At 57.2% G+C, this 26,875-nt stretch carries 24 protein-coding genes and 1 tRNA gene; 12 read left to right on the top strand and 13 right to left on the bottom strand.

The features are described from left to right. Positions 1 to 6: 6 nt before the first annotated feature. The 7 genes from NOR51B_RS12850 to NOR51B_RS12820 form a co-directional block, all read right to left on the bottom strand. The gene (locus NOR51B_RS12850) at positions 7 to 1,713 is read right to left on the bottom strand and encodes a SulP family inorganic anion transporter (protein ID WP_009019587.1); all 1,707 of its coding nucleotides are present in this window, start codon (positions 1,711 to 1,713) and stop codon (positions 7 to 9) included. A 13-nt stretch (positions 1,714 to 1,726) separates the two neighbouring features. Continuing rightward, positions 1,727 to 2,962 carry an NAD(P)/FAD-dependent oxidoreductase gene (locus NOR51B_RS12845; RefSeq protein WP_009019711.1) on the bottom strand — a complete coding sequence of 412 codons (1,236 nt, stop codon included), beginning with the start codon at positions 2,960 to 2,962 and terminating at the stop codon, positions 1,727 to 1,729. 42 nt (positions 2,963 to 3,004) lie between these two features. Next, on the bottom strand, positions 3,005 to 3,922 hold the full coding sequence (locus tag NOR51B_RS12840) for an MBL fold metallo-hydrolase (RefSeq protein ID WP_009019109.1): 918 nt from the start codon (positions 3,920 to 3,922) through the stop codon (positions 3,005 to 3,007). Positions 3,923 to 4,068: 146 nt separating this feature from the next. Beyond that, on the bottom strand, positions 4,069 to 4,935 hold the full coding sequence (locus NOR51B_RS12835) for a helix-turn-helix transcriptional regulator (protein ID WP_009019620.1): 867 nt from the start codon (positions 4,933 to 4,935) through the stop codon (positions 4,069 to 4,071). Continuing rightward, entirely contained in the window at positions 4,932 to 6,278 is a 1,347-nt protein-coding gene (locus NOR51B_RS12830; protein WP_009019535.1) for a pyridoxal phosphate-dependent decarboxylase family protein, read from the bottom strand. The genes NOR51B_RS12835 and NOR51B_RS12830 overlap by 4 nt, the downstream gene beginning before the upstream one ends. 78 nt (positions 6,279 to 6,356) lie before the next feature. After that, positions 6,357 to 7,556 (bottom strand): multidrug effflux MFS transporter, encoded by a 1,200-nt coding sequence (locus NOR51B_RS12825; RefSeq protein ID WP_009020458.1) that lies wholly within the window; start codon positions 7,554 to 7,556, stop codon positions 6,357 to 6,359. Continuing rightward, complete coding sequence (locus NOR51B_RS12820; protein WP_040482119.1) at positions 7,557 to 7,910, bottom strand: hypothetical protein; 354 nt, start codon at positions 7,908 to 7,910, stop codon at positions 7,557 to 7,559. Between the two features lie 167 nt (positions 7,911 to 8,077). Between NOR51B_RS12820 and NOR51B_RS12815 the strand changes: the two genes are divergently transcribed. The 3 genes from NOR51B_RS12815 to NOR51B_RS12805 all read left to right on the top strand — a co-directional run bounded on the left by NOR51B_RS12815 (position 8,078) and on the right by NOR51B_RS12805 (position 10,214). Beyond that, the gene (locus tag NOR51B_RS12815) at positions 8,078 to 9,121 is read left to right on the top strand and encodes a metal-dependent hydrolase (RefSeq protein ID WP_040482118.1); all 1,044 of its coding nucleotides are present in this window, start codon (positions 8,078 to 8,080) and stop codon (positions 9,119 to 9,121) included. Positions 9,122 to 9,155: 34 nt separating this feature from the next. Beyond that, a tRNA-Arg gene (locus NOR51B_RS12810) sits at positions 9,156 to 9,232 on the top strand. A gap of 313 nt (positions 9,233 to 9,545) precedes the next feature. Then, positions 9,546 to 10,214 (top strand): nitroreductase, encoded by a 669-nt coding sequence (locus NOR51B_RS12805; RefSeq protein ID WP_009021447.1) that lies wholly within the window; start codon positions 9,546 to 9,548, stop codon positions 10,212 to 10,214. A gap of 193 nt (positions 10,215 to 10,407) precedes the next feature. Here NOR51B_RS12805 and NOR51B_RS12800 read toward each other — a convergent pair whose 3' ends face one another. From NOR51B_RS12800 to NOR51B_RS12785, 4 genes are read right to left on the bottom strand one after another with little or no spacing between them, the layout of a single operon-like run. After that, positions 10,408 to 11,439, bottom strand: a complete 1,032-nt coding sequence (locus NOR51B_RS12800; RefSeq protein WP_081443973.1) for a DMT family transporter — start codon at positions 11,437 to 11,439, stop codon at positions 10,408 to 10,410. Further along, on the bottom strand, positions 11,376 to 12,056 hold the full coding sequence (locus NOR51B_RS12795; RefSeq protein ID WP_009021375.1) for a cysteine hydrolase family protein: 681 nt from the start codon (positions 12,054 to 12,056) through the stop codon (positions 11,376 to 11,378). The genes NOR51B_RS12800 and NOR51B_RS12795 overlap by 64 nt, the downstream gene beginning before the upstream one ends. A 27-nt stretch (positions 12,057 to 12,083) precedes the next feature. Next, the gene (locus NOR51B_RS12790) at positions 12,084 to 12,443 is read right to left on the bottom strand and encodes a hypothetical protein (RefSeq protein WP_040482117.1); all 360 of its coding nucleotides are present in this window, start codon (positions 12,441 to 12,443) and stop codon (positions 12,084 to 12,086) included. Beyond that, on the bottom strand, positions 12,440 to 13,597 hold the full coding sequence (locus tag NOR51B_RS12785; protein ID WP_040482116.1) for a class I SAM-dependent methyltransferase: 1,158 nt from the start codon (positions 13,595 to 13,597) through the stop codon (positions 12,440 to 12,442). Before NOR51B_RS12785 ends, NOR51B_RS12790 begins: the two co-directional genes overlap by 4 nt. Before the next feature lie 159 nt (positions 13,598 to 13,756). Here NOR51B_RS12785 and NOR51B_RS12780 point away from each other — a divergent pair, with 159 nt between their 5' ends. Together NOR51B_RS12780 and NOR51B_RS12775 are read left to right on the top strand one after the other, a co-directional pair. Further along, entirely contained in the window at positions 13,757 to 14,524 is a 768-nt protein-coding gene (locus NOR51B_RS12780; protein WP_009020683.1) for an SDR family NAD(P)-dependent oxidoreductase, read from the top strand. An 84-nt stretch (positions 14,525 to 14,608) separates the two neighbouring features. Next, entirely contained in the window at positions 14,609 to 15,364 is a 756-nt protein-coding gene (locus NOR51B_RS12775) for an SDR family NAD(P)-dependent oxidoreductase (RefSeq protein WP_009019023.1), read from the top strand. An 85-nt stretch (positions 15,365 to 15,449) separates the two neighbouring features. Here the strand turns inward: NOR51B_RS12775 and NOR51B_RS12770 are convergent, their stop codons facing one another. Beyond that, positions 15,450 to 18,014: a TonB-dependent receptor gene (locus tag NOR51B_RS12770; RefSeq protein ID WP_009020398.1), complete on the bottom strand. Its 2,565-nt coding sequence runs from the start codon at positions 18,012 to 18,014 to the stop codon at positions 15,450 to 15,452. A gap of 624 nt (positions 18,015 to 18,638) precedes the next feature. On the opposite strand from NOR51B_RS12770, the gene NOR51B_RS12765 reads away from it, so the two are divergent. The 3 genes from NOR51B_RS12765 to fghA are packed head-to-tail and all read left to right on the top strand — an operon-like array spanning position 18,639 to position 21,844. Beyond that, positions 18,639 to 19,859 carry an NAD(P)/FAD-dependent oxidoreductase gene (locus tag NOR51B_RS12765; protein ID WP_009019171.1) on the top strand — a complete coding sequence of 407 codons (1,221 nt, stop codon included), beginning with the start codon at positions 18,639 to 18,641 and terminating at the stop codon, positions 19,857 to 19,859. 36 nt (positions 19,860 to 19,895) lie between these two features. After that, positions 19,896 to 21,002, top strand: a complete 1,107-nt coding sequence (locus NOR51B_RS12760; RefSeq protein WP_009021128.1) for an S-(hydroxymethyl)glutathione dehydrogenase/class III alcohol dehydrogenase — start codon at positions 19,896 to 19,898, stop codon at positions 21,000 to 21,002. Then, positions 21,002 to 21,844, top strand: coding sequence for an S-formylglutathione hydrolase (gene fghA / locus NOR51B_RS12755; protein ID WP_009021590.1), 843 nt, complete (start codon positions 21,002 to 21,004; stop codon positions 21,842 to 21,844). The genes NOR51B_RS12760 and fghA overlap by 1 nt, the downstream gene beginning before the upstream one ends. A gap of 34 nt (positions 21,845 to 21,878) precedes the next feature. On the opposite strand, the gene NOR51B_RS12750 is transcribed toward fghA, so the two are convergent. Beyond that, complete coding sequence (locus NOR51B_RS12750) at positions 21,879 to 22,745, bottom strand: DMT family transporter (RefSeq protein WP_230198469.1); 867 nt, start codon at positions 22,743 to 22,745, stop codon at positions 21,879 to 21,881. Between the two features lie 75 nt (positions 22,746 to 22,820). Between NOR51B_RS12750 and acuI the strand changes: the two genes are divergently transcribed. From acuI to NOR51B_RS12730, 4 genes are all read left to right on the top strand, one after another. Continuing rightward, positions 22,821 to 23,804 (top strand): acrylyl-CoA reductase (NADPH), encoded by a 984-nt coding sequence (gene acuI / locus NOR51B_RS12745; RefSeq protein ID WP_009021300.1) that lies wholly within the window; start codon positions 22,821 to 22,823, stop codon positions 23,802 to 23,804. A 126-nt stretch (positions 23,805 to 23,930) separates the two neighbouring features. Continuing rightward, positions 23,931 to 24,338: a nuclear transport factor 2 family protein gene (locus tag NOR51B_RS12740; protein WP_009020223.1), complete on the top strand. Its 408-nt coding sequence runs from the start codon at positions 23,931 to 23,933 to the stop codon at positions 24,336 to 24,338. A gap of 104 nt (positions 24,339 to 24,442) precedes the next feature. Then, positions 24,443 to 25,564, top strand: a complete 1,122-nt coding sequence (locus tag NOR51B_RS12735) for an AI-2E family transporter (RefSeq protein WP_009021102.1) — start codon at positions 24,443 to 24,445, stop codon at positions 25,562 to 25,564. Between the two features lie 36 nt (positions 25,565 to 25,600). After that, positions 25,601 to 26,875, top strand: a 1,275-nt coding sequence (locus NOR51B_RS12730) for an efflux transporter outer membrane subunit (protein ID WP_040482115.1), incomplete at its 3' end; no start/stop codon positions are given.

Here is a 26,875-nt window from a genome sequence, read left to right as displayed (position 1 = left end):
TTAGCGTCAGGATTTGATCGCGAGGTCATCGATCGCGTCTTGATGGCATAGATAGACGTTGCCATCCAGATTCTTCAGAAAGTCGGTGTTTTTCAGCGCATCCATTACCGGGCCCTTGATCTCGCTGAAGTGCAGCTGGATGCCTCGTTCGTGAAGTTGTTCATGGATCTCTGTAAGCGCCTCCAAAGCGCTCAGGTCGATCTCATTTACCGCCGGACACATCAAGACCACGTGTCGCACCTGCGTATTGTTGGCGAGTTGACCCATGATGACATCGTGCAGGTAATGCGCATTGGCAAAATAAAGGCTCTCATCAATTCTGATTGATACCACATTGGGATAGGTGACGACGTCGTGGCGATCGATATTGCGATAGTGCTGCGTACCGGGAATCGTGCCAACGACTGCGAAGTGGGGTTTGCTTGTTTTGTAAAGGTGCATGCCGATGGAGGCCAACACTCCCGATAGCACGCCTATTTCAACGCCGAAGCCGAGGGTCAGTAGGACCGTTGCCATTACTGCGATGAAGTCGTTTCGGGAAAATTGCCACGCGTGTCTTATGATCTTCCAGTCGATCAATGAGGTGACGGCAATGATAATGGTCGCCGCCAGGGTTGCCTTTGGCAGGTAGTACAGTGCCGGCGTCAGAAATAGCGCCGCCAGAGTAATACCGCCCGCGGTCATGACCGATGCGGCCTGAGTCTGGGCCCCTGCATCGAAATTAACGACTGAGCGCGAGAAGCCCCCAGTAACCGGGAAGCCGCCGGATACCGCGGCCGCGATATTGGCACCCCCAAGCGCGATAAGTTCCTGATTGGGATCGATGCGCTCGCGCCGTTTGGCTCCCAGCGTTCGGCCGACCGACACCGATTCCACAAAGCCGATTAGTGCGATCAGGAAGCCGGGTACCAACAGTGCCTTGATCAGGTCGAGATCGAATGGTGGTGTGCTGAAGGCGGGTAGACCGCTGGGCACGTGGCCCACCAGCGCAACGCCACGGGCCTCGAGGTCAAACTGGAGCACTGCCAGAATCGTGAGCACAATGGCCATCACGGGCGCCGCTCGTGCGGCCACGTCAGCGCTGGTTTTGGAGATCCCCATCAGGACCAGTGCAGGGCTCAGATAGTTGCGGCAGCCCAATAAGAAGAGCAGGGCGAAGATACCCACTGCTGTTGTTGCCCAATTGAGATCGGTGATGCTGTCACCGAGGCTCATAAGTAGTGTCGGTAGCGTTTCGCCATGGGCCGAGATGCCCAGAATGTGGCGCATCTGACTCAGCGCAATAATAATTCCGGAAGCCGTAATAAACCCGGACACCACCGGGTGTGACAGGAAATTACTGACAAAGCCAAAGCGCAGTAGACCCAGCGCCATCAACAGGACGCCACTGATACCCGCGAGGGTGATTGCGGCGCTGGCATAGTCCGCGGTTCCCTGCTGAGCAACCGTTCCCACAGAGGCTGCCGTCATCAGTGAGACTACGGCGACCGGGCCTACTGACAGGGTGCGACTGGTGCCGAAGATGGCGTAGGCTATGAGCGGCAGAATCGACGCATAGAGCCCCATTTCTGCAGGCAGCCCCGCCAACAGTGCATAGGCGAGGGATTGCGGGATGAGCATTACCGTTACGATAATTGCGGCGGTGATATCCCCCGTAAATTGCCGCGAGGTATAACGCCGACCCCAATTGAACATGGGTATGAAATGGGACATCAGGAGGTGTGTTTCAAACCTGCTGAACCGGTGCGGCCATCCACTCCCGACCCTTTAGCATTGCGTTCCAGTAGATCCAGGGCAGGGCGCGGGACTTTAAAAGCCAGGCAAGGCGGGACGGCTCTTCGCCATTGATAATCCATTTCGGGAAACTCGGTAGCAGTTTTCCACCGTAGCCAAACTCCGCAAGCACAATTTTTCCCCGTTCGACCGTCAGGGGGCACGAACCGTAGCCATCGTAATGGGCGATGTTGGGCGCCTTGCCCGCATGTTGAAGCAGGTTCAATGCGACCACGGGTGCCTGCGCTCGCGCCGCCGCCGCGGTCTTCGCATTGGGCGCACTGATGCAATCACCCAACGCCCAAATATTGTCATAGTGCTTGTGCTGAAGGGTATTTTGATCGACATCGACCCAACCTGCGTCATCGGACAGCGGTGACTGGGCGACAAACGCCGGTGCGCATTGGGGCGGGCAGACATGAATCATGTCAAAGTCTGACTCGATGGTTTCTCCGGACGCGGTACTAAACGTCGCGATCTTGCGCTCCCCGTCGATACGGGTGAGCGTATGTTGGAAATTGAGCGTCGCGCCGTAGCGCTCGATGTACTTCATCAATGCGGGTACGTAAGCCTGCACGCCAAAAAGGCCGGGAGTGGCGGTGTAGAACTGTACATCGATAGTGTTGATCACGCCGGTTCGCGTCCAGTGATCCGACGACAGATACATGGCTTTTTGGGGTGCACCGGCGCACTTGATGGGCATGGGCGGTTGCGTGAACAGGGCCTTGCCCGTCTTCATACCCTGCACCAGCTGCCAGGTATAGGGAGCCATGTCGTAGCGATAATTGGAGGTGACGCCATTGCGACCGAGGGTTTCCTCCAGGCCGTCGATACCCGACCAGTTAAGGGTTAAACCCGCACTGACGACGAGCCGGTCGTAGGCGATTTCGCTGTCATCATCGAGCACCACCCGGTTGTTATCGGGATCAAACCCGGAAACCGACTGCTGAATCCATGTGGCCCTGGGGGGGATGACGCTGGCCATTGGGCGACCGGTGGATTCTGGATTGAAGATACCGCCGCCCACCATTGTCCAGCCCGGCTGGTAGTAGTGCATAGTGGCAGGATCGATCAGCGCTATGGTCATCCTCGGTTCACGGTTGAGCAAGCTGGCGCAGACTGCAATTCCACCGGCGCCAGCACCCACCACCGCCACGTCAAAATGTCGCGACACTGTCGAGTTCTTCATGGTTATTCCCCCGTAGGTTGCTGTAGTAGTCCCGTTCGCGTTTCAGATCTTGTCGGCGAAGCGGGCAACGTCGTCGCCACCGAATACATTGATGGGCAAGCTCAGGAACAGGCGGCCATTGGCTTCGGCGGGTGGCAGATGTCCTGCACGCATGTTCACCTGAAGCGAGGGTAATATCAGCGTCGGCATCGCCAGTGTGTTGTCCCTGGTTTCCCGCATGGTGACAAACTCTTCTTCAGTGACGCCCTCTTTGACATGGATGTTGCTCTTGCGCTGATCGCCTATGGTGGTCTCGTAAGCCAGTTGCCGACCATTGGGTTGATAATCGTGGCAGACAAACACCCGGGTTTCCGCGGGCAGGTTAAGCAGTTTTTTGATCGACCGATAAAGGGTTTTTGCGTCTCCGCCGGGGAAGTCACAGCGCGCGGTGCCGGCGTCGGGCATAAACAAGGTGTCGCCCACAAACAGGGCATCATCGATGCGATAAGCCATGCAGGCTGGTGTATGTCCGGGCACATGCAGTGCACACGCCACCAAATTACCCACTTTGAAGCTGTCGTTGTCGCTGAGTGTGACGTCGAACTGGCTGCCATCGGTCGGGAACGCATCAGTCTCGTTGTAGACCTGTGCAAACGTGCTTTGTACGGTGGTGATGGCACTGCCGATAGCGATTTTCCCGCCCAGTTTTTCTTTTAGATAAGGCGCTGATGTTAAATGGTCCGCGTGCACGTGGGTCTCAAGAATGTAATCGACTGTGAGTCCCTCGGCGGTGACATAGGCGATGACTTCGTCCGCAGATTCTGTGGTCAGAGTACCCGACGCGTAATCGAGATCCAGTACCGGGTCGACGATAGCGCAGTGCCGGGTTTCGGGATCCGTAACGATGTAGGTCAGGGTCCAGGTGCGGGGGTCGAAAAAGTGCTTAACAACGGCGTTGTGGGGTGTTCGATGATCATTCACGGTATCGTCTCCATCGATGTGTTCAAGTGCTTAACAGGTCCGATCAGGTATCCCGCAGATTTCTATTATAACTACTTTTGGTTATTACGTTAGAATATAAAGTTATTAAAATGCGGTGGTTTAAAGGTGCGGCGTGTTCCAGTCGATTATCCCAGCAGCCAGGGTGCCAACTCTTCCCGATTGGCAACCACAATCTGCTGCGCCAATGGACTGGCTGACGGGTCGACGTTATCCAGTCTCAATAGCTGTAATAAATAGGGTAACAATCGTGCGCGAACCGTCAGTTTGAGCTGACCCGCCTGCATCTGGTGGTCGTGGGCCACGACCTCGGCCTGGGCTGCGGTCAGGTCGGGGTCCGGTTCGATGACGATCTCGAGGTAAGTGTTCCATGTGTCATCGCCCTCAACACCTTGAGGTGAAGCATCAAGCAACTCGGGATCCCCTCGGAACCGGCTGAGGACAAAGTCGCGATAATCCCGGTTTTTCTCACACCAGGCGCGAACATGCCACCTTAAGCCGGTCCAGACCAGGGTGTGTGGAACGATAATTCTTCCCTCTCGGTCGGGGTTGTTGAGCGAGACGTAATCCACCTCGACCCGCCGTTGGCCCCGGGCAGCCTGCACCAGTGGGCGGAGAATGGACGGGCTTACCGCACGATTGGGCGCGGCCAGTACCTCCGTGTTGGTGCCTGCAAGGGGCAGGCCGCCGGCAGCCCGGGTCAGTTCGCTGGTACTGGCAAGCAGTAGCAAGTAATCATCGGCGTCGCCGCGGCTTACCGTCGGGACGAAATCGTCGCTCGGGAGGTAACCTTTTTGGTATTTGTCATAGTAGAGGTTGCCAGGACCGATAACCCGGTTATAGCAATTGATATCTTTACTGGCTTGCTGACGGCCGATCCCGAACGCCTCGCAGAGATGTCGGGTGGTCAACCGACCCTCCCACAGTGCGATGATCTCGATAAACCGGTAGCGGACCAGAACCTCCCAGCGCTGGCTTGTATCCGTACCACTCATCGGAGTGAGTCGAGAATGAACTCAATATCCTCGACACGGGTTCTGGGGTTGACCACACAGAAACGCAGAACGGTTTCTCCTTCATGCTTGGTGGGTGTGACGAAGGCCTCCCCGCGCCGCATCAGGTCATTGCTCCAGGCCTGATAGTCTTCAGGGGTCCAACCCTTTCGCCGAAACATCACAATCGACAGGCATTGCTCGACAACGAGCTCAAGATTTGGGTGATCCTGCACCAACGATGCCGCCGCACGCGCCACAGAAAGGGTGGTTTCGACCGCATCGCTATAGGCTTTCGTGCCGTGGGTGGCCAAGCTGAACCATAAAGGGAGCCCCCGGGCCCGGCGCGACAGGTGATGCGCATAATCGGAGGGATTCCAGATGCCACCGTAGAGCACTTCCAGATAATCGCCGTGCTGGCGGTGGGCGCGGCGCCCGGTTTCCGGATCACGGTAAATCAGTGCGCAGCAGTCGAAGGGGGCAAACAGCCACTTATGGGGGTCAACGATAAAACTGTCCGCGCGTTCGATGCCATTGAACTGGGCTCGGACGCTGGGTGCGGCCAAACCGGCGCCGCCGTAGGCGCCGTCCACGTGGAACCAGAGTGATTCCCTTTCGCAAACATCGGCGATTCCTTCAAGGTCATCAATGATGCCGATGTTGGTGGTTCCTGCGGTCGATGCCACCGCGAACAATCGTGCCCGATCATCGGGGTCTAACTGCGCGATGGTCTCGGCCACACCCGCACCGGTCAGTCGGTGTCCCGGTACGGTAACGATGTCAGCATCCATTACCCGGGTTGCCTGGGCGATGGAGGCGTGGGCCCCTGCGGATGAAATGACCAATCCGCGCGTCTTTCCCAGTCCGCTTCGATCCCGCCACTGGTGGCGGGCCGCGACCAGTGCGCTCAGGTTTCCGGCGGTCCCTCCGGCGACAAACACGCCACCCGCTCCAGTGGGAAAACCCGCCAGATCGGCAATCCATCGCAGGGCCTGATTCTCGGCATACACCGCGCCTGCGCCCTCCAGCCATGAGCCGGCGTAAATGCTCGAGGCGCCCACTACCAGGTCAAAAAGTATTGATGCCTCGGTGGGTGCGGCGGGAACAAAGGCGAGTAGTCGCGGATGATCCACAGACAGGCAGGCAGGGGCGAGCACATCGGAAAACACGCGTAACGCCTCAGTACCACCCAGTCCGGCTTCGGTCACTGTCTGCCCGGCCTTACTCTCCAGTTCTACCTCGGTAGCCGGCGCATCCATTGGTGGAGGGTCCATTCGCATTCTATCCAATGAATACTGCATGACGGCCTTGGCCAAGGTTTCCATGTCGTCATTGAAACTATGCACAGACCGCTCCTGTGGGCATTGTTTGATGGGTCTAATTATGCCGCGAAGCTAGAGGCAAACCAGCACTATATTTGGCCATCAACCGGTTATAGCTGCACTTGTGTCGGTATTCGTACTGCTTCTTACCAGTAACAGCCCAATTCCAGCGATCGCTGTACCGATCAATATGGCCGCCGCTGTTGGGACCACGGTGCCGTCATACGCGGCGCCCGCGAGATAACCGGCAGCCGATGCCGATAGGGCATGGATAAAGCCGTACACCGCCGAGGCGGCGCCCGCATTCCTGGGAAACAGCGCGACGGCGCCCATGGAGGCATTGGCGAAAGTAAGCCCGATCCCCAGAAAAATAGAGAACGTTGTAATGACCATCACGAGCGCTGAAACCGGGGTTTGCAGCGCAAACCAGAACTGAAAAAGCGCAGCGATCAATGCCAGGATGCAACCCATCGACAGGGTGCGGTCGAGGCCCAATCGAATCACCACTCGGGAACTGAGCAGACTGCCCGACATAAACCCGCCGACCGTGATCAGGAACGCGTAGCCAAAATTAATGGGCTGCACAGCAAAGACGTCGTACATGATGAATGAGACGGTCGATAAATAGGCAAATATGGCGGAGAAAGACGCAGCTCCGCAAAGTTGGTAACCGATGAACTGGCGGTTGCGCAGGCAAGCCGCAAATTGGCGGAGCACTGATTTCAGCCCAAACGGTCCCTGACCGATGGCGGGCGCCGTCTCGTCGAAAGTCCGCAATCCCAAGAGCACGAGCACGGCAAACACGGCCAGTGCTCCGAAAGTCGCGCGCCAGCCGACAAAGACCAATAGCCAACTGCCGATGATTGGTGCTACCAAAGGCACTAGCGCCATGGCGGCGCCCAGCGTCGACATCACTTGTGCGGCGCGGTTGCCGTGGTAGCGATCGTGGACGATGGCTCGGGCAATGACCAACCCGCTGGCCGCTGAGAAACCCTGTAGTCCGCGGGACAACCACATCATCTCGATGGATTGCGCAAGACCACAGGCGATAGAGGTCACGAGAAACAGCACGGTGCCTGCTGTGGCGACGGGGAGCCTGCCGAAATAATCCGATAGGGGTCCGAACAACAGCTGACCCACAGCAATGCCAATCATAAAAATGCTGAGTGTGAATTGTCCGGCACCGGCGTCGGTGCCAAATTCCGCTGCCATATCGGGAATGGCCGGAAGGTAAAGATCGGTTGCGATCGCCGAGTAGGCAACCAGCGCGACCAATGTTACCGAGGCGACGCGTTCGCGCACTCAGTTTACCGTCATTGGTGCAAGAACGACCACGGGACAGCTCTCCGGCACAAAAAACTGACCGTTCTCAACATCCATGATGTCGAGACCGATGGCGCGATCGTTTTCCATGAGAGCAACCCGCATCAGGTACCGCGACTCACTGCTTTTAAGCTCGACGACCTGGAGTAAACGAATAGTGGTTTCTTCGTCCTTGGCAACGTGAACAGCAACCTGCTCCATATATTTTTGAGCGGCAGCAGGTTCCATGGGAGTCATTGGCTGTCGCAATGCCTGTTCCAGCATGTGGGCGAGCAGGGCTTTGTTTTGATCGGAAAACAGGATTGCACCCGCGATTTCATCGAGTTGTGTCATCGACTTGCCTTGATTGTGTTGGGTATTTGAAGGGCGGTTTCAGCGCTGAGGCGATGGCACGTGCAGCGCGTCGCCCAACCCAGTTATTATAACACTGCGTCGTGACAGCTGCTGGCCACGCACAAAAGCGATGCGCAACCGGTCACGGATTCTTAACAGGACTTGATATGGACCCTTTGAGCCAAGGTGCCCTGGGTGCCTCAGCGGCACTCTCTATACCTACCCCCCTGGCACCCACTGGGTCAGCTTCCGCAGCACCACCGACGCACAGGCTTGATGTCGCCGCGATGGGTGTGCTGGCGGGTATGGCAGCGGACCTCGACATATTGATCCGGTCTGATGTTGATCCGCTTTTGTTTCTCGAATACCACCGTCAATTTACCCACTCGCTGGTCTTTATTCCGATCGCCGCCCTAATGCTTGGCACCGTGTTTTATGCGTTTGTGCGACGCCAAATGCGCTATCGGGACACTGTGCTCATTGCAGGCATTGCCTATGCCACCCATGGTCTACTTGATGCCTGTACCAGCTATGGGACTTTACTGTTTTGGCCCTTTAGCGATGCTCGCATCGCCTGGAACAATGTATCGGTGATCGATCCGTTGTTTACGGTGCCGCTGTTTGTGCTGGTGGTTATGGCGCTGCTGAAAAAACAACCGCTATGGGCCCGTATGGGTTTCGCATGGGCACTGGTCTATTTGTCGCTGGGTGTGTGGCAGCACGAGCGCGCCGTCGCCCGTGGTGCTGAACTTGCCCTGTCCCGAGGGCATACGCCGGCTGCGGTTGATGCGAAACCCAGTTTTGGCAACCTTCTTTTATTCAAGACGATCTATGAGTACGACGACCGGTATTACGTCGATGCTGTGCGCGTCGGCTGGCAGCCCTCGGTTTATCCCGGTGAATCCGTGGCCAAACTCAATATCTCCAAAGATATCCCCTGGCTGGACCCCAAGAGCCAGCAGGCGCAGGATATCGAGCGTTTTCGATGGTTCTCTGCGGGCTATCTGGCAATGGACCCACGCGGGGAGTATCGAATCACCGATATTCGCTATTCGATACTCCCCAATCGCGTGCGGGGGCTGTGGGGTATCGAGCTCAATCCCAATGCCGCTGCGGATACCCACGCGGCGTTTATCAGCACCCGGGAAGTCGACGAATCAAAGACAGCGCTTTTTATGTCGATGCTACGGGGTTTGCCCGATAAGACTTGACGCGACGGCCAAGGCTACCTAACCTTGCCGTCCTCCGCCCGTAGCTCAGCTGGATAGAGCACCAGGCTTCGAACCTGGGTGTCGGGAGTTCGAATCTCTCCGGGCGGGCCAGATCTCTATCACTCCCCCAAACAAGACGCTACATCCCTAAGTGAGGACACCGATTACGCTCGCAAGCAGCGCCTCGCCCTAACAATGTTCGGTTGTTTTGTGCGACGCGGTAATGGGCTTGCCCAAAGCGTAATCGCACGAAAACAGGCACGGGTGGTGCCGTCTACTACCGCGCCGGGCAGTGTGGGGTGAATGCCGGTTAGGCGCTGGTTGGACGCAGGAGTCAGCGCTGGAGCCTCCCGACTTGATTGCAACCCCCTTGTCCGCGTATACCCGTTTATTCCCAAACCAAGCCAAATGAGCAGGACAGTCAATGGATGTGATCACCGCGATCGAGGGCCGGCAGAGTATTCGCGATTTTGACGCGAGTCGGGCGGTGTCCGATGACCTTATAAAATCCATGCTGGGTACCGCGGCACGAGCGCCCTCGGGCTCGAATATTCAGCCCTGGCACGTTTACGTGGTCAGAGACGAGCTGCAGCGAAAGATTACCGACGCCTGTGTCGAGCGCTTTTTGAGCGGTGACGAGGGCGAGGCGGAGTATCACTATTATCCTCGCTCGTGGCGCCAGCCGTATATTGGTCGTCGGCGCGAAACCGGTTTTGGCCTCTACGGTTTATTGGGTATCGATAAAAGCGATAAAGCGGCGGTGCAGGGTTACCGGATACGCAATTACCAGTTTTTCGGTGCGCCGGTAGGGTTTTTCTTTACCATTGATCGCGACATGGAGCCGGGAAGCTGGCTCGATTACGGTATGTTTCTCCAGTCGTTGATGCTTACCGCGCGAGCCCGAGGCCTGGAGACCTGTGCCCAGGCGGCCTTCTGCCCCTATCACGACAGCATCACGCCGTTAATCAACGCCCCCGAGCAGGAAATGCTGGTTTGCGGAATGTCGATGGGCTATCCCGTTGCAGGCTCGCTGATCAATACCTATCGCACCTCTCGCCTGACCGCGGACGCGTTTACTCATTTCCCTTCTTGAAAACCAGTGACCGTGTCGTGGTAGACGTGCCGGTAGCAAACCGGCCTTTATACAAACTGACGTTTATAGAAAACGCCGTTCACAGAAAGAGGTGTTTATAGAAAGTGCCGTTTATGGGGAAAGTGCCGTTTATGAGGAAAGCGCCGTTTATGAGGAAAGCGCCGAGCGTTCACCCCTGCTGGGTGTAGGAGTACTAGGCGGGTTTTTCCGTTGTATTGTGTGCGTGCTCGGCTGCCGCGTTCGCCGTTTTCTGGCGCTGTCGCGATCGCAGTTCGAGGAAGGCGACCGCCAGCACAACTAACAGGGTGCCGATGATCTGTGCCGGGGTGAGGATTTCACCGTAAAATTCATAAGCCATGATGGCGGTTGCTGGCGGGCCCAAAGTGCTGATCAGTGCGCCGCGGGAGGCCCCGATACGTCGCACGCCTTCGGCCATAAAAAAAAGCGGCAGGATGGTGGCAAAAACGACCAGTCCCAGCATGGTGAGTGCACTTCCCGCGTTGAGATCGATGGCCAGCCACCCCGGTGTGGTGAGCTGATAATGTACGAGAAAGGCGACCCCGGCCGCGGTCATCGCAATGGCCGTGAAGTTGGCGGACCCCATTGAGAGGGTCAGGCGGGCGCTGACCAGAAAGTAAATCGCGATCGTCATTGAGCAGAACAGGACCCAGGCGACGCCCTCGATCTCTTCGGCAGTTAATGTGGTATCGGCAGCGCCCGTGACCAGGACAATGCCGACGGTGGTTGCGCACAGCGCGCCCAGTGTCGACAGGGGTGGCCAACGTCGTGTAAGCACGGCTTGCAGTGCAACCACCATAGCGGGGTAAGAGAACAGCAGCGCGCGTTCTACGTTCGCCTGGATCAGGGTCAACGCGTAAAAGTCCATCAGCGACCCAAGGTAGTAGCACAGCAGCCCCGAAGCTGCGGCAGCTACGATGGCCCAGGGCGTAAAAAAGGACTGACTCCTGCGGGTGCGTTGTCCGTTGATAACGGCGATAAGCACAAAGCCGGGCACGGCGAGGACCGAACGAATCGCTGCGACGTCATGGTAATTGAGCCCTTGAGTATAAAGCGCCTTGGCGAACAGGCCCTTGCTGGCCAGCATGACGGCGCTTGCCGCGATCAGTAACGCGCCCAGTAAGGTCCCCCGAGGTAGGATGCTCAGGCTCCTGACGCGGCGTTCAGTTCTGCGATTAACTCCTGGGTACTCATCACCCGTGACCATAGGCGGCGCAGCATGGTGAGCGTCGCTTGCTGCATCTCGTCGCTATCAGTACCCGTGGCGTCCTCGACCACGACCACCTGGTATTGCAGATCACAGGCCTCCATCGCCGTCATGGCGACGCAGTTGTTGGTCGAAACTCCTGTGGCTATAACGGTCCTGACGCCAAGCGCCCGAAGGGTGCTGTCCAGCGCAGTAGAGCGAAACGCGCCCTGGGTAATTTTATTGAGCACAAGTTCCCCTGTCTTGGGCTTCAGAGCGTCAACGATCTCGTGTTCTGGCTGACCGGCAATATTGTTGGTCGCGCGTATGATGGGCGCCATATGCGCTGGCGCGTCTTCACCGTCGGCGCGATTGGCCCCGTAGGTAATGTAAATAATGTGCCCGCCCGCCGCTCTGAAATAATCGAGCAAGGTTCCGATATTGGGTTCGAGAACCGTTTCGATACGATCGTAGCGATAGGTGGCGCGGGCGTCTTCGCCGCGTTCAGTTAATAGCTTGCCCAGTCCCATCCCGCGGTTACCGGTAGCATTCTGCATGTCGATGACGATCAGCGCGCTGCTCTCAATATCGGGTGTGAAGGCCTGACTGAAGGCGTCGATAAAACTGGGATTGGTCATAACCGATTACCGGTAGGGTGGACAGGATCAGGCGTCGTCGTTCTCGACCTGGGCGACGACCGCGCTGTAGTCACTGGCATCGGTATCGTCAAGGCCCTCGAGCTCTGCCGAGATAATGCGGGTGACCTCCTTGAATAGTGTCTGATGGCGTGCTGATCGGTCGCTGAGCGCTTCCTCATCGAGCGCGAAGGTCTCGATGTCGACCTGTGAGAACAATCCCTTTTCCTGGGCAACTCGCTCGAGCGTATCGAGCCGATCCCGCGTTACCGACAGTTCTCCTGCAAGCGCCATGATCATTGACAACAGTCGATCGACGTCGGGATCGGAAAAATAGAACGGCCGTTTCCCTTTTGCGCGACGCTTTAGCGTAACGCCTTCGCCACTCATTTTTGGCATCCGTAGATAAACCAGACACCACCGCCACCAAAGTCACCCCCCTGAAACGTCATCGACCGCTGGGTTTCCTGGAAGGCACTCGGTGCCATAACCTTGATGATGGGCTTTTCAAAACCGGCATTACTCGCCAGGGCATCGAGATCCAGCTGGTGGCTCTTGCGCCAAAAGGGCTCGTTGTTGTTTTCGCTGTCCCAATCAAACAGGAAGGTTTCGAAGGGCGACATCCCCTCATAGGGAGGCGTTTCAACATGCAGCATAAGACCGCCGGGCTTCAACACACGATAACACTCGCCAATAATATTTTTAATCGCAGCCGACGAGGTTTCGTGCAACAGAATATGCGAGACCACCAGGTCAAAGGAGTTGTCGGCGTAATGTGTGGACTCGGCGTTTTGCTGAGAAAAGTGCACGGGTAGCTGCATTGCGGAGGCGCGGGCGTGGGCATGTCGCAACATCGGGGCGGCCACGTCGATAGCGTGGACTTCGGCATCGGGGAAGCTGCTGGCGTAGGGCAGGGTGCTGTGACCCACCGCGCAGCCCATATCGAGGATTTTCTCGGGAACAAAGTCCGGGTATTCGGATTGCAGCCAGGCGACCGTGCTGTCACCCATATCCGCGTTGTTCACGCCCATTTGTCCCATCGCATACAGATAAACGGCGCGGTCATAAATCGCGCCCTGGGCGACGTCATCCTCCGTGTATTCGGTGTGGTAACCGCCGGGTTGGCAGTGAATATCGACCGCAGTGTGATACGCGGGTGTCATGAGCTTGGGGTCGAGGGTCAGCGAGCCGCAGGGTGGGGTGTTGCGAGCATTCCCCACCAGCGAGGGTAGGGTTCGCTCTACAGGAATCTGGGCTGAGGACCACATCATTTCCTGACTGGTGCGCAGCAGTGAACTCCAGGCCTGATAGTGGCTGTCCTGTTTCATTACCGTGCCGACTTCCTGCATGGTTTCCGGCTCGCGCTGATGCTCAGCCTCGAATGTGGGCTTGGCGCGTTTTTCGTAGGCGGTCTCGAGTCCCGGGTGGATGGCGCCGACCAAATACTCCTTGAAGGAGCGAACAAAGTGTTGTCGCGCGAGTTCGTCGTGAGTGGTTTCCGGCAGTGCGCCATGTCGGGCTTGCTCTTTGTAAGTCGCAGACATCGTCGTCATCCTCGAGTGGTTCAGGTGCGGAGTAGGGGAACTATTTGATTGACTATAACCCAGTGATAACGCAAGTTAAAATCTGTTGCAGAAACACGGTTTTACTCGATGCCGCAGTGTTCTGCTGGTCTTTCTATCGCTAATTCGGAGAGGGGTTCCATGGGTGATTTGATAGTTGATCTTGCCGGAAAAGTCGCTGTAGTAACGGGGGCAAGTTCGGGGATTGGTGCCACTGTGGCGGCAGCTCTCGCAGCGGCGGGCGCGACGGTATTTGTTAACTACAGGGGGGAGGCCGACCGTGAGGCGGCGCTGTCGGTGGTAAATGCCGTGGAGCACGCCGGCGGCAGCGCCCATGCTATCGCCGCTGATGTGACCAACGAATCCCAGGTTGACGGGATGTTCAAGCAGGTCATCGAGCAGTGTGGCCACCTCGATATTCTGGTCAACAACGCCGGTATTGCACACAGCGCACCCATAGAGTCGATTTCCCTTGAGCAGTTCCAGCAGGTGCTGAATGTCCATCTGGTGGGGACGTTTTTGTGCACGCGTGCGGTGTTGCCCCATTTTTATGCGCGCAACAGCGGTCGAATTATCAACACCGCTTCCCAATTGGCGTACATCGGTGCACCGGGCTTTGCCCATTACACGGCGGCGAAAGGCGGGATACTGTCATTCACACGCAGTCTTACGCTGGAGATTGGTGATCGCCAGGTTACGGCAAACTGCGTCGCCCCTGGCGCCACGATGACACCCATGCTTGCCGATGTGCCGGAAGAAGTGATTTCTGCTATCCGCGCCAAAATTCCTGCAGGCCGTCTGGCCGAGGTCGACGATATCGTCGGTGCTTATTTGTTCCTGGCCAGCGACGCTGCGGCCCACTTTAGAGGCCAATGCCTGAGCCCGAACGGCGGTGATGCGTTTCTGTAGCGAGAGCGCGCGTTGAAGGACGGCGGTATGAACAATAGATAAGCCCACTTATTTGTCATTACATAACGCAACAGAGGAAGGACTATGAGCAAAAAAACCGCGCTGATCACCGGTGGTGGTATCGGTCTTGGAAAGGCCTCGGCCGTAGCGCTCGCGGAGCAGGGCTACACCGTCTATGTGACCGATGTCCTCACATCCGAGGGAGAGGAGACCGCTGCTGCGATACGTGAGGCAGGCGGGGACGCCGAGTTTCGTTTTCTGGATGTGACCGACTCGGATGCCGTCACCCGCCTGGTGTCTGAGATCGACGCGGAGCACGGATCGCTATCGGCACTGGTACTCAACGCCGGTATTGCCAAAACATTACCGCTCGATACGCTGACCGATGACCAATGGGATGTGACCCTCGATATCAATCTGAAGGGCATGATGCGTGTGCTGAGAGCCGCAGCGCCGGGAATGAAGCGGGCGGGAGAGGGCGCTGTGGTTTGTTTATCTTCAATCGTAGGCGCTCTGCTGGGCTGGTCGGAGCATATTCCCTATTCGTCGAGCAAAGGTGGCGTGGCGGGGTTGGTTCGCGCCGCTGCCCTTGAGTTAGCGCCGCATCAGGTACGTGTCAACGGCATTGCTCCGGGTGTGATTCGCAGTGCGCAAACCCTGGATCCGGTAAATTCGCTGGGCGAGGAGGGTTTAAAAGCGTTTGCGGGCACCGTGCCATTGGGCCGTGTCGGCGATCCACGGGATATTGCCGATGTCGTTGTGTTCCTGCTGTCCGATAAGGCCCGATACCTGACTGGGCAGGTTATTGCTGTCGATGGGGGTTCCACTATCAGCCTCTAGTATTAAAGGCGATCCCTGAAATCGGCGATGAAACATAAAAAAGCCGGCCTCGGTTACCCGGGCCGGCTTTTTCGTCGATGGTCGCTTAGAAGTTGTAGGACACTTCAAGACCCATACGACGCTGGGTTCCCGGGCTGATGAAGCCGCCACCAAACTCGGGGGCGAGAATCACTTCCGCGATGAACTCCTCATCGAAGACGTTCTGGGCGAAGGCTGTGATGCTCCAGTTCATGGAACGCAGCCCCAGACGCACGTTAGCCAGGCCAAAGCCGTCGACTTTGGTCACGTCGTAGTTGGCAGGCGGACCACCAAACAGCGTCGCGGGGACAATGTCATCCTGCACGGTGTGGTAGTACGTATCGCCCTTGTAGGAGTACTCGAACCGACCGAACATCTCCCAGTCGCCAATAGGCTGGGTGTACTGCAATGCGGCGTTGGCTGTGAACTCGGGGTTGTTGGGCACTTCGTTACCCACGGTGTAATCACGCAGTGAGTTCTTGTCGATCTCACCGTCGACCTGAGAGTAGCCCACGTCAAGACGCAAGGCATCCGTCATGGCCCACTGGGCGCTCAACTCGAAGCCCTGCAGCGTCACTTCGTCGATGTTGGAGGCGGTTCTCAACAGACCGAACGGACCGACAAAAAATTCGAAGAACTGCATGTCGTCGACTTCGGTGTAGAACACCGCACCATTTAGGTTAAGCGTATTGTCGAGCAGCGCTGAACGGAAACCGAGTTCGAACGCACTGGAGGTTTCTTCCTCGAATAGCACCGGCGGTGCGACCAGCGCGCCGCCATTTTGCACCAGATAAAAATCAACGATTTCGGTAGAGCCCGCGTTGTTGAAGCCACCCGCCTTGAAGCCTACGCCCCAGCTGGTGTACACGGTTGTGTCGTCGGTGACATCCCAGGTCAGGCTGACTTTGGGCTGAATCTGGTCAAAGGTTTCACTGCGCTTGCCAATCTCAGAGGCGACGGTGAAGTCGTCGAAGTTAACAAAGCCCGGGTTGAGTGGTGATGCCGGGAGCGTCTCGCCGTCGAGCGTACATTGGCCACCGCAGAAGTCGATGAAGTTGGAGAAGTTGCCATCGGCCGGCGAGGGCACATTGTTGGTGGCTTCTCTTTTTTCCCGGTCGTAGCGCGCAGCGACTGAAAGCTCGATACGATCGCTGATGTCGTAGGCAAACGAACCGAACACCGCCAATACCGTGGTGTCAAAAGTATCGTTCACCATGGCATCGGTGAGCGGGCTGAAGATTTCCTGGGGTGTATTGCCCGAGGGGTTCGGCCAGTTGGTACCGTCATCCAGGGCCTGGCTGACCGCCTGGTAGCGCTCGATATCGAGGAAATACGCACCGGCCTGCCACCGGAGGGCTTGATCGGCGGGTGAGTCAAACTGAATCTGGAAGCTGATGTCTTCCTGGAAGCGCTCCTGATACTGGTAGCCATCGCAGGTGGTCGGGCTGTAGGGCGGAAGGACTGCAGCACCGGGAGCGGAACCAAATATGAACGTAGGCGCGGGTAGCGCTGTAACACCACCCGGTACATCCGGCGTGTAAGAGGGCGCAAGCGCATCGAGAGTGTTCTGACAAGCTTCAGTGCCGTTGTAGAAGCCGAAGGCGCCGGAGGTGCCATCAGCGATAAAGGAGTCCTCGGTGTCGCTGTAGGCCATCCAGGTGGTCATGCTGGCCCAGTCGAACTGCCAATCCGCTTTGATTGAGAATTCCCAGACGTCCTGCTGGTTGTCGGGCTTTACGTTGTTCGAGAAAATAAAGTCGTGATCGTTGACGTCCTGGTAAAACGCTTCAGAGCCCGGGGTGCCAAAGGCCTGAAAGCTGGGAATCGCAAAGCCCGCGTTAAAGGCAATCGCTGCCGATTCGGACTTGCCATATCGCAGTTTGGTATCGATCGACAGGGTGTCAGTGGGGTCAAACACCAAACGTCCCTGAATCGCATAGTTTTCCTGATTATCAACCACATCGTCATTCAGGAAGGAGTTGCTGTAAAAGCCATCGGAGGTGCGGTAATCCACGGTGAGGCGACCGGCGACGTTCTCGCTGAGTCCACCGGCTATTGTCGCGAGGCCAGTGTAGGTGTTGTCTTCAGCAAAACTGAATTTCAACTCGCCTTCGGTTTCCTGCGTCGGGCGCTTGGTTGACATGATGACGGCACCTGCGGCTGCAGATCGACCGTATTGAGCGCCCTGTGGGCCCTTGAGGATTTCGATCTGCTCGAGATCCGCATATTCGCGGTTGAAGGCGTAGGTGTTGACGTAAAGAATGCCATCGATGATCAGCGCGAAGTTGGTTTCGGCGTCCCGCGCGCCATTGAGGCCGCGAATGGACAGCGAAGAATCGCCGGTCTCAACCGTGTTGATCATGCTCACGCCCGCTGTTTGCGAGATGAAATCCTCGGCGCGCTGGATACCCATGTCATCAATCTGGCCCGCGGTGAACGCGGTAACCGTGCTCGGTACGTCCTGCAGGGATTCTGATCGCGCACGTGCGGTAACCACGACTTCCTCAAGCTGGGCCTGCGCCGCCGCGGGAAGTAGTAGTGAGCCTGACGAGGAGGCGAGTGCACAAATCGCCGCTGTGAGTAAGCGCGGCTTGCTGGCCGGGCGCTGGAGGTTCGCGTTCTGGGATTTCATGAGTGGGTCACCTTTTGTATTCGCTACTGGGAAACTTCGCCGTGGGTCGGCTCTATCTTCACGCTTGACCACGGGAGCAGGCCACGTATTTTTACGTGGCCATGCGCTCTGGATGGGTCCCGACCAAATATCCCGATACCGGAGGCGCTGGTCAAGGCCTAATAGAGCCGCATTTAGGCGTGCCCACCACAGGTATATAGACGGGAATCGGCTACGCTTAGCAAAGATATACCCACGGTTACCCGGTACGGATCAACTCCGCTGAGCGGAAATATGTCGTATTCCCGGAGTTCGTTGGGGTCGTGACAGTCACTGCCCATTGAATCGGGCGCATGGCGTTGCGCTGCACACTGTGGGGCGCGGGTGGTTTGTCACGTGTCCAACCTGGCGGAGGCCCGGATTAGCTTGCGCCTGAGCCTACTAAAAGACGGACTCCTCTAAATCTGTGCGGATGCTCGACCGTTGAATGACGGGGTTTATCCTGGCGAAATACGTTTCTCTAAATCGGTCTCAATGGCGGCGTTTACTGCCCGGTGAATGTTACACTTTTTCGAATCGGGCGGCTGACCGCGGTAATTGCGCGTTGGATCCGGTCATTTTGGAACACTACAAGGAGAGGAAGAGATGGCGCGTTGTGTCATTGTGGGCGCGAGCCACGCCGCCGCCCAGGTCGTCTTTAGCCTGCGGCAGTTGAAGTACGAGGGCGAAATAGTGCTCGTCGGCGACGAACCCTATCTGCCCTACAACCGGCCTCCGTTGTCGAAGACCTTTCTTTCTGGCGATGTCAGTATCGATCAAATCTTGATCAGGCCCGAAAAAGCCTATGAAAAGGCTGAGGTCACTCTCAAGCTGGGCCGGCGGGCCATCGCGGTTGATGCGACGGCCAAGGAACTAACGCTGGATGACGGAGAGGTCATACCCTACGACAAGCTGGTGCTGGCCACAGGCTCAAAAGCGAGGCAGGTTTCCCTCCCGGGAAGCGATTTAAATGGCCTTCATTATCTTCGTACCATTGAAGACGTCGAGGCTATTCGCCAGCGCGTAGCTCCTGGTAGTCGCGCAGTTATTGTCGGTGGCGGCTACATCGGTCTGGAAACCGCCGCAGCAATGCGAAAGCTGGGCATGGAGGTGACGGTACTCGAAGCCATGTCGCGTATTCTCCAGCGCGTTACGGCGCCAAAGCTGTCCGAGTTTTACCACAGGGTGCACACCGAGGAAGGGGTGTCGATCCATGTCGATGCGATGGTTTCATCCATTGTCGGCGATAAGAACGTCGCGGCGGTGACCACCGCCGATGGCGCCGAATACCCGGCTGACGTGGTGGTTGTGGGCATTGGTATTCTCCCCGAGGTCGACCTTGCGGAGAGTGCGGGCGTCGACGTCGACAACGGTATTCTGGTTAATGAATTCGCTGAAACCAGTAACCCGGATATTCTCGCCTGCGGCGATTGCACGAGCCATTTCAACCCGATCTATCAGCGTCAGATTCGGCTTGAATCGGTACAAAACGCCGTTGATCAGGCGAAAGTCGTGGCCGCGACAATTTGCGGCAAGCGTGATGCGTACTCCGCGCTGCCCTGGTTCTGGTCCGATCAATACGATATCAAGCTGCAAATCGCGGGGCTGTCGCAGGGTTTCGATCGCGTGGTTGTTCGCGGTGACATCGACGCGGGGCGCAGTTTCGCTGCTTTCTACCTGCTCGGTGATCAATTGCTCGCGGTGGATGCCGTTAATCGCCCCCAGGAATTTATGATCGGGCGACGCCTGCTCAGTCAGGGGATATCACCGCCGGCAGAGATGCTTGCCGATGATGGTGTCGATGTAAAAAGCTTAATCAATGCTTAAACTGAAACCTTTTCCAACGACCAGGGAGTCTGTCTTATGAAAACGCGTGCGGCTGTTGCCTTTGGTGCCGGTAAACCTCTCGAGATTGCGGAGGTTGACCTGCAGGGACCCAGGGCCGGTGAGGTCATGGTAGAGATCAAGGCGACCGGTGTTTGCCATACCGACGCTTTCACCCTGTCAGGGGATGACCCGGAGGGCGCCTTTCCAACGATTCTCGGCCACGAAGGCGCGGGTGTGGTAGTGGAAGTCGGTGAAGGCGTCACCAGTGTCAAACCCGGCGACCATGTTATTCCCTTGTATACCCCCGAATGCCGCCAGTGCGATTTTTGCCTTAATCCCAAAACCAACCTTTGCCAGGCGGTGCGCGAAACCCAGGGTCAGGGCTTGATGCCGGATCGAACCAGTCGATTCTCCCTCGACGGTGAGCCCCTGCTGCATTACATGGGCTGCTCCACATTCTCCAATTTCACGGTGTTGCCAGAAATCGCCGTTGCCAAGGTGCGCGAGGATGCGCCCTTTGACAAGATTTGCTACATCGGCTGCGGGGTGACCACGGGCATCGGTGCCGTCGCTTTCACCATGAATGTGGAGCCGGGTTCAACGGTGGCCGTTTTTGGTCTGGGTGGAATCGGACTCAATGTGCTTCAGGGCGCCCGAATGGTCGGCGCCACACGCATTATCGGCATCGATATGAATCCTGCGAAAGAGGCTTTGGGTCGTCAGTTCGGTATGACGGATTTCGTCAACCCCAAAGAGGTCGATGATGTCGTTGACCATTTGATACAGATGACCGGCGGTGGCGTTGATTACAGCTTTGAATGTATCGGCAACGTGCAGGTGATGCGCCAGGCACTGGAGTGCTGCCACAAGGGATGGGGCCAGAGCTGCATCATCGGCGTTGCCGGCGCAGGTCAGGAAATATCCACCCGGCCTTTCCAGCTGGTGACCGGACGCTCATGGCGTGGTACCGCTTTCGGCGGCGCACGGGGCAGAACCGATGTCCCGAAAATCGTCGACTGGTACATGGAAGGCAAGATCAATATCGACGATATGATCACCCATACGATGCCGCTTGATGACATCAACAAGGCGTTTGACCTGATGCATTCGGGTGAGAGCATCCGCTCGGTGGTGTTGTACTGATGATGGCAGAAATCATTGCCGAAAATCGGTGTTTCGGTGGTCGTCAGGTGCGTTTCAGACATCGCGCGGAAAGTGTGAATTGTGAGATGGTGTTCTCGGTGTTTCTGCCGTCGAGCAGCCGCCATCAGAAGGTTCCCGTGATGTACTGGCTGTCGGGGCTCACCTGTACGGACGAAAATTTTGTTACCAAGGCCGGCGCCCAGGCGGCGGCTGAAGCGCTCGGTATCGCGATTGTTGCGCCGGATACCAGCCCCCGCGGCGACGATGTGCCGGATGACCCTGAGGGCGCCTACGATTTTGGGCTCGGTGCGGGATTCTATGTCAATGCAACCCAGGCGCCCTGGAGCACCCATTATCGAATGTACGATTATGTGCTCGATGAGTTGCCCGCGGTGGTTGGCGAAACCTGCCCTGTTGATGTGTCCCGAGCCGCTATTTCCGGACACTCCATGGGGGGGCATGGTGCTCTGACCATCGGCCTGGCTAATCCCGATCGTTACGCTTCGGTATCTGCATTTGCGCCGATTTGCGCGCCGACTGAGTGTCCCTGGGGTGAAAAGGCGTTAACACATTATCTCGGCGACGATCGGTCGGCCTGGCAGGCTCACGATGCCTGTGAAGTTGTGAAGGCGGCGAAACAGCACTTGCCCGTGCTCGTGGATCAGGGATCGGCGGATGACTTTCTCGCCGAGCAGTTGCGCACTCGACGTCTGATGGAGGCGAGCGAAGGTGCAGCTTACCCGATGACCATTCGACTGCAGGCAGGCTATGACCACAGTTATTTTTTTATCGCGTCGTTTATTGAGTCGCACCTGCGCTTTCACGCGGGCAACCTGGCCTGATTATCGGCTGCGAGCAACCGGCACTGCAGTAAACTCAGGCGGGTGCCTCCGGTGGTGCACGGAGGCTGATGCCTGCACCCGCGAGAATTAACACGATTCCCGCCATAGTCTCGTAATTGGGTGTTTCTCCGAAAAACCAGAAGCCCAGCAATGCCGCGAACACAATCTGGATGTAACTCAAGCTGGTGTTTCGGCTTGCGGTTTCGACTTGCATTGCCCGGGTCAGTGCCACCTGCCCCAATTGTGTGAAGCAGCCTACACCGAGTAAAACCAGCAGTCCGGTTGTGTCTGGAAGGACGAACGCGTTCCATCCCAGGATCAGACTGCCGGGAATACAGACCATCGGAAAATAAAGCACGATGACCGATGGGTGTTCGGATCGGGCAAGTTTGCGCACAATGGTGTAGGCCAAACCGCTACCAGCTGCGCCGGCGAGACCGGCGGCGACACCCCAGGGCGGCAGGCCGCCAACGCCCCCGAAAGATAGACCGGGAAGCGCCATAACCAGCAACCCCGCAAAACTAAACACCACGCAGGTCAGGGTCCGGCGTGTCGGGTATTCTCCGAGCAGTAGCAGTGCGAGCACCGTGGTGAACAAAGGATGCATATATTGCAGCACCGTCGCCTCTGCGTAGGAGAGGGTCAGAACGGCGTAATAAACGCAGCTCAGCGACGCAAATCCCACCAGTCCGCGTATCAGGAGCAAACCCCTCTGTGTCCCCAGCGGGTGTATCGACACACGGCGGATATCGAAAAGGCTTAGCAACACCGACACCAGCGCGCGGGCGAAAATAATCTGCATCAATGGAATGCCGAGATCACCGGCTGTTTTTACAAGTGCACCCATCAAGGCAAAGCCAAGGGCGCTGAGAATCATGAAATAGGGGCCAGTTAGCGTCACAAATGCTTTGCTCCGGAGCAGGTTACCATTACGATGCGATCGCGGTTCGCCCCGACTTCGAATAAGGTCACTTCAATGAAAGCCATTGTTATCGATAAAACCGAAGACGCCCAACGGGTATCGCTCAAAGAGCATGAAGGTTTCGGTGCTCCCGGTGACGGGCAGGTTTGCGTCGCAGTCGAGTATTCCACAATTAATTACAAGGATGCATTGGCGATTTCTGGAGCCTCACCCGTAGTGCGATCGTTCCCACTTATACCGGGCATCGATTTCGCAGGCACGGTGACGGATAGCGCCCATGAAAAATGGCAGCGAGGGGATCGAGTGCTGCTCAACGGTTGGGGAGTCGGCGAGGCCCATAATGGAGGGCTGGCCCAGCAGGCCTGTGTTAGTGGCGACTGGTTACAGTCGATCCCCGATGCTTTTGACAGCCGCAGTGCTATGGCGATCGGAACGGCGGGTTATACCGCGAGTCTTTGCGTCGATGCCCTGGTCAATCATGGTTTAGAGCCCGATAGCGGCCCCGTGCTTGTCACGGGCGCCAGCGGTGGTGTGGGTAGTCTGGCGATCGCGCTACTCAGCGCGGCGGGGTATACCGTGACGGCAGTGACAGGGAAGACCGCTGAGGAGAGTTATCTCCGAGCGCTGGGGGCCAGGGAAATTCTCGATCGGGCTGAGCTGGGCGAGCTTGGAAAGCCCCTACAGAAAGAACGGTGGTCGGGTGTGGTTGATGCGGTAGGTGGGGCGACACTCGCCAATGCCTGCGCCCAGACGAGTTATCGGGGTGCCGTCGCTGCCTGTGGTTTGGCGCAGAGTATGAAATTCCCGTCGACGGTGATGCCCTTTATTCTGCGCGGCGTCACCCTGTACGGCATCGACAGTGTTATGGCGCCAATGCGCGTGCGTGAACTCGCCTGGGCGCGATTGGCCCGTGATCTCGATATTCGACATTTGGACGCCGTCATCAGCGAAATTTCACTCGCGGAGTCCATTCGCAAGGCGGGTGATGTTTTGTCAGGGGCGCACCGGGGCAGATTCCTTGTCGATGTTAACCGCTAGTGCGTTCGGTTTCGTTCCGAGGGAAATAACGGCTTGCCGGTTACAGCAACGGACGCCGGGCGGGGACGCTAATGCCAGTTGGTTAAATGGGCGCATTGCAACGATGGCACAGGACTGCGCAGCATTATGACATCCCATGCCGTGATTCAGCGCTGGCACGAGATTGTTGCGGCTAAAGATCCCTCCAAACTGCACGACTGGCTCGCCGAGGACTGCTGCTTTTGGTCTCCTGTGATACACACGCCGCAACAGGGTCGAGCGATAACGATGTTTTACCTGTCGGCGGCATTTGGCGTTTTAGGACCAAAGTTGCGATATGTTCGTGAATGGGTTGGCCCGAGCGATGCGGTGCTCGAGTTCGAGACGCAGGTCGACGACGTCATCGTTAATGGCGTGGATATGATCCATTGGAACGAGGCGGGGTTGGTCACAGAGTTCAAGGTAATGATCCGCCCGCTCAAGGCTATCGGTGTCGTGCAGGAAAAAATGGCGACAATGCTGGCGCAATCCAGAGAGCTGTCGGGTGTTGGTTAGGTGTATGGGGCCGGATTCCCGGGCAGAATGACGGGGTTTTCGTGTACGCTTGGTGTCGCGTCAGTTGCAAGCCTGAAACAAAATCATACAGTGAGTGCACAGTTTTGAATGATGAAACCAACCCCGGTGAAGAGCTCTCTCGCCATCTAGTTCATGCATTGATTCGCGTCGGCCTGATAGCTCTGGTCGTCGTCGCCTGTGCCCGTATTTTCGCCCCGTTTTTCGGCATTATGTTGTGGGCAGTAATCCTGGCGGTGACGCTGTTTCCGCTGCACCAAAAACTGGTGCCGAAGTTCGATGGGCGCGCCGGACGAGCATCGACACTTATGGTACTCGCGATCCTGTTGATACTGGGTGTACCGATGGTGACGCTGGGTATTTCGGCGGTCGATCATACGACTGACGTGCTCTCGAATATGAAAAGCGGTGAATTTGAGGTGCCTCCGGTAAATCCTGCGGTTGGAAAAATCCCTATTGTCGGCGAAAATCTGATCGCGTTGTGGGAGTCCGCCTCTGAGGATTTCGCGGGAACATTGCGGGATCACAAAGATCAGGTGTCCCACTACGCGTCAGTGCTGCTGAACTCAGCGACCAGTATGCTGGGTGCTGTCTTGCTATCCATGGGTTCGATGATTATTGCCGGGGTGATGATGGCTTATGGCCATGCGGGCGCAGCGGCGATGGAGCGGGTGTTGCACGCCCTGGTTGGAGACGCCGGTAATAATCGAGGGCAACAGGTGTTGCGGTTGTCCACGGCGACTGTCAGATCAGTAGCTGTGGGTGTTATCGGGGTGGCGCTGATTCAGGCACTGCTCCTCGGCGTTGGTTTCCTGCTGGCAGGCATTCCGGCCGCCGGTTTACTCACCTTCGCGGTATTCTTTTTGGGAATTCTACAATTGCCGGCGCTACTCATTACGCTGCCCATAATCGCCTATCTTTGGGGTGTGGGTGATGGCTCTACGCTGGCGAACTCGATCGCGTCGGTTTATTTCATCGTCGCTGGAACCGCCGATGGGTTTCTCAAGCCCATGCTGCTCGGTCGCGGTGTTGATGCGCCTATGCCGGTCATATTGCTTGGCGCATTAGGTGGCATGGTATCGATGGGTATGCTGGGGCTGTTTGTCGGCGCCGTCGTGCTTGCCGTGGGCTACCAGATTTTTATGGCATGGGTGGACTTTGTCTGCGACGGCAGAGAGCCCCTTACTTCGCAAACCCCCGACTCCTGACCGCGCGGGTTCATTGTGCTTGTGATCGCATAACCGATGTCGCTGCTATTGCGTTGGCGTAATTCAACAGCCGCAGGAATACTGTGTGTCTTGCAGGGCTGTGCGAGTGTGGGGCCTGATTTTTCAGAGCCAGCGGTGCCCTGGTTGGATCGGTGGCAGAGTAGCCTCTACGGCAATGTCACTGCCGCTGATCGTGAGGCCACCGATTTAACATTTTGGTGGTCGCTGTTCGGTGATCCCGAACTTGATGTGTTACAGCGGGCCGCCAGGGCGGATAATCCGTCGCTTCGTATCGCCGGATTGCGGGTGATCGAGAGCAGAGCCGTGCTCCAGGGCGCGGGCGCTGCACGTCTGCCACAACAGCAACTGGTCACTGGTGGTGCAAACTATGTTGTCCAGGATCAATCAGGCGGTGGAGATCTCGATTTTACGCAGACCGATATCGGTTTGTCGGCGGCCTGGGAGTTGGATTTCTGGGGTCGGTTTGCACGGGGAATAGAGTCTGCGGATAGCGTTTTTTTTGCGTCGGTTGCCAATCAGCAGGATGCCCAGGTTTTATTGAGCGCTGCGGTGGCCGATACCTATTATGCCTACCGCACGGCCGAGCGCCGAATCAGCATCGCCAAGGAAAACGCGGCGATACAGCAAAGGAGTCTGGATATTGCATCGGCCCTGTTCTCCAACGGTGAAAACTCCGAATTGGATTTGCAGCAGGCGAGGGCGAGTTATTTTGCCACTTTGGCGTCGATACCGGCTTTGGAGCAGGCGCTTGGGCAAATCGAGAACGCGCTGGCGGCACTGCTGGGCCGTTCCCCCGATGACTTACCCGAGCTCAATAGTCGTGACCAACGGCTACCTGCCGTGAAGCCGGACAGCCTTGCAGGTGTTCCGGCAGAGTTACTGCGCCGGCGACCCGATGTGCGTTCTGCCCTATGGCAAGCCGCTGCGCAGTCGGCCCAAATTGGGGTTGCCGAGGCGGATTTCTATCCTTCGGTGGCCCTGCTCGGCGGTTTTGGCTGGTCAGACAGTGGCTTGCCCGGCACGGGTTCCGCGACCAGCCTCACGTTGGGATCATCGCTGAGATGGAATATTTTTGACTGGGGTCTTATTCAGAGCAATGTTCAGGTTCAGGATGTCCGCCTGCAGCAAGCCATTGAGTCCTATCGCAGCGTGGTGCTCAATGCGGCCCGGGAGATGGATAACGCGGCATTGGCAATGGTCAAAACCCGAGAACGCACCGAATTACTGGTCGAGGCCTTGCATGCAGCGGAGCGCTCGCTCGAACTGGCACTGATTCAGTATCGAGAGGGC

It is taken from the genome of Luminiphilus syltensis NOR5-1B (assembly GCF_000158175.1).
Classification (GTDB): domain Bacteria; phylum Pseudomonadota; class Gammaproteobacteria; order Pseudomonadales; family Halieaceae; genus Luminiphilus; species Luminiphilus syltensis.
The sequence above is the reverse complement of the archived record's forward strand: the minus strand, read 5'-3'. Positions and strand labels throughout refer to the sequence as shown.

Bases quoted from the DNA above. Each gene is read 5' to 3' on its own strand.
- NOR51B_RS12850 (WP_009019587.1), bottom strand. From the start codon at position 1,713: ATGTCCCATTTCATACCCATGTTCAATTGGGGTCGGCGTTATACCTCG.
- NOR51B_RS12845 (WP_009019711.1), bottom strand. From the start codon at position 2,962: ATGAAGAACTCGACAGTGTCGCGACATTTTGACGTGGCGGTGGTGGGT.
- NOR51B_RS12835 (WP_009019620.1), bottom strand. From the start codon at position 4,935: ATGAGTGGTACGGATACAAGCCAGCGCTGGGAGGTTCTGGTCCGCTAC.
- NOR51B_RS12820 (WP_040482119.1), bottom strand. From the start codon at position 7,910: ATGACACAACTCGATGAAATCGCGGGTGCAATCCTGTTTTCCGATCAA.
- NOR51B_RS12815 (WP_040482118.1), top strand. From the start codon at position 8,078: ATGGACCCTTTGAGCCAAGGTGCCCTGGGTGCCTCAGCGGCACTCTCT.
- NOR51B_RS12805 (WP_009021447.1), top strand. From the start codon at position 9,546: ATGGATGTGATCACCGCGATCGAGGGCCGGCAGAGTATTCGCGATTTT.
- NOR51B_RS12800 (WP_081443973.1), bottom strand. From the start codon at position 11,439: ATGGTCACGGGTGATGAGTACCCAGGAGTTAATCGCAGAACTGAACGC.
- NOR51B_RS12795 (WP_009021375.1), bottom strand. From the start codon at position 12,056: ATGACCAATCCCAGTTTTATCGACGCCTTCAGTCAGGCCTTCACACCC.
- NOR51B_RS12790 (WP_040482117.1), bottom strand. From the start codon at position 12,443: ATGAGTGGCGAAGGCGTTACGCTAAAGCGTCGCGCAAAAGGGAAACGG.
- NOR51B_RS12785 (WP_040482116.1), bottom strand. From the start codon at position 13,597: ATGTCTGCGACTTACAAAGAGCAAGCCCGACATGGCGCACTGCCGGAA.
- NOR51B_RS12780 (WP_009020683.1), top strand. From the start codon at position 13,757: ATGGGTGATTTGATAGTTGATCTTGCCGGAAAAGTCGCTGTAGTAACG.
- NOR51B_RS12775 (WP_009019023.1), top strand. From the start codon at position 14,609: ATGAGCAAAAAAACCGCGCTGATCACCGGTGGTGGTATCGGTCTTGGA.
- NOR51B_RS12770 (WP_009020398.1), bottom strand. From the start codon at position 18,014: ATGAAATCCCAGAACGCGAACCTCCAGCGCCCGGCCAGCAAGCCGCGC.
- NOR51B_RS12765 (WP_009019171.1), top strand. From the start codon at position 18,639: ATGGCGCGTTGTGTCATTGTGGGCGCGAGCCACGCCGCCGCCCAGGTC.
- NOR51B_RS12760 (WP_009021128.1), top strand. From the start codon at position 19,896: ATGAAAACGCGTGCGGCTGTTGCCTTTGGTGCCGGTAAACCTCTCGAG.
- fghA (WP_009021590.1), top strand. From the start codon at position 21,002: ATGATGGCAGAAATCATTGCCGAAAATCGGTGTTTCGGTGGTCGTCAG.
- acuI (WP_009021300.1), top strand. From the start codon at position 22,821: ATGAAAGCCATTGTTATCGATAAAACCGAAGACGCCCAACGGGTATCG.
- NOR51B_RS12740 (WP_009020223.1), top strand. From the start codon at position 23,931: ATGACATCCCATGCCGTGATTCAGCGCTGGCACGAGATTGTTGCGGCT.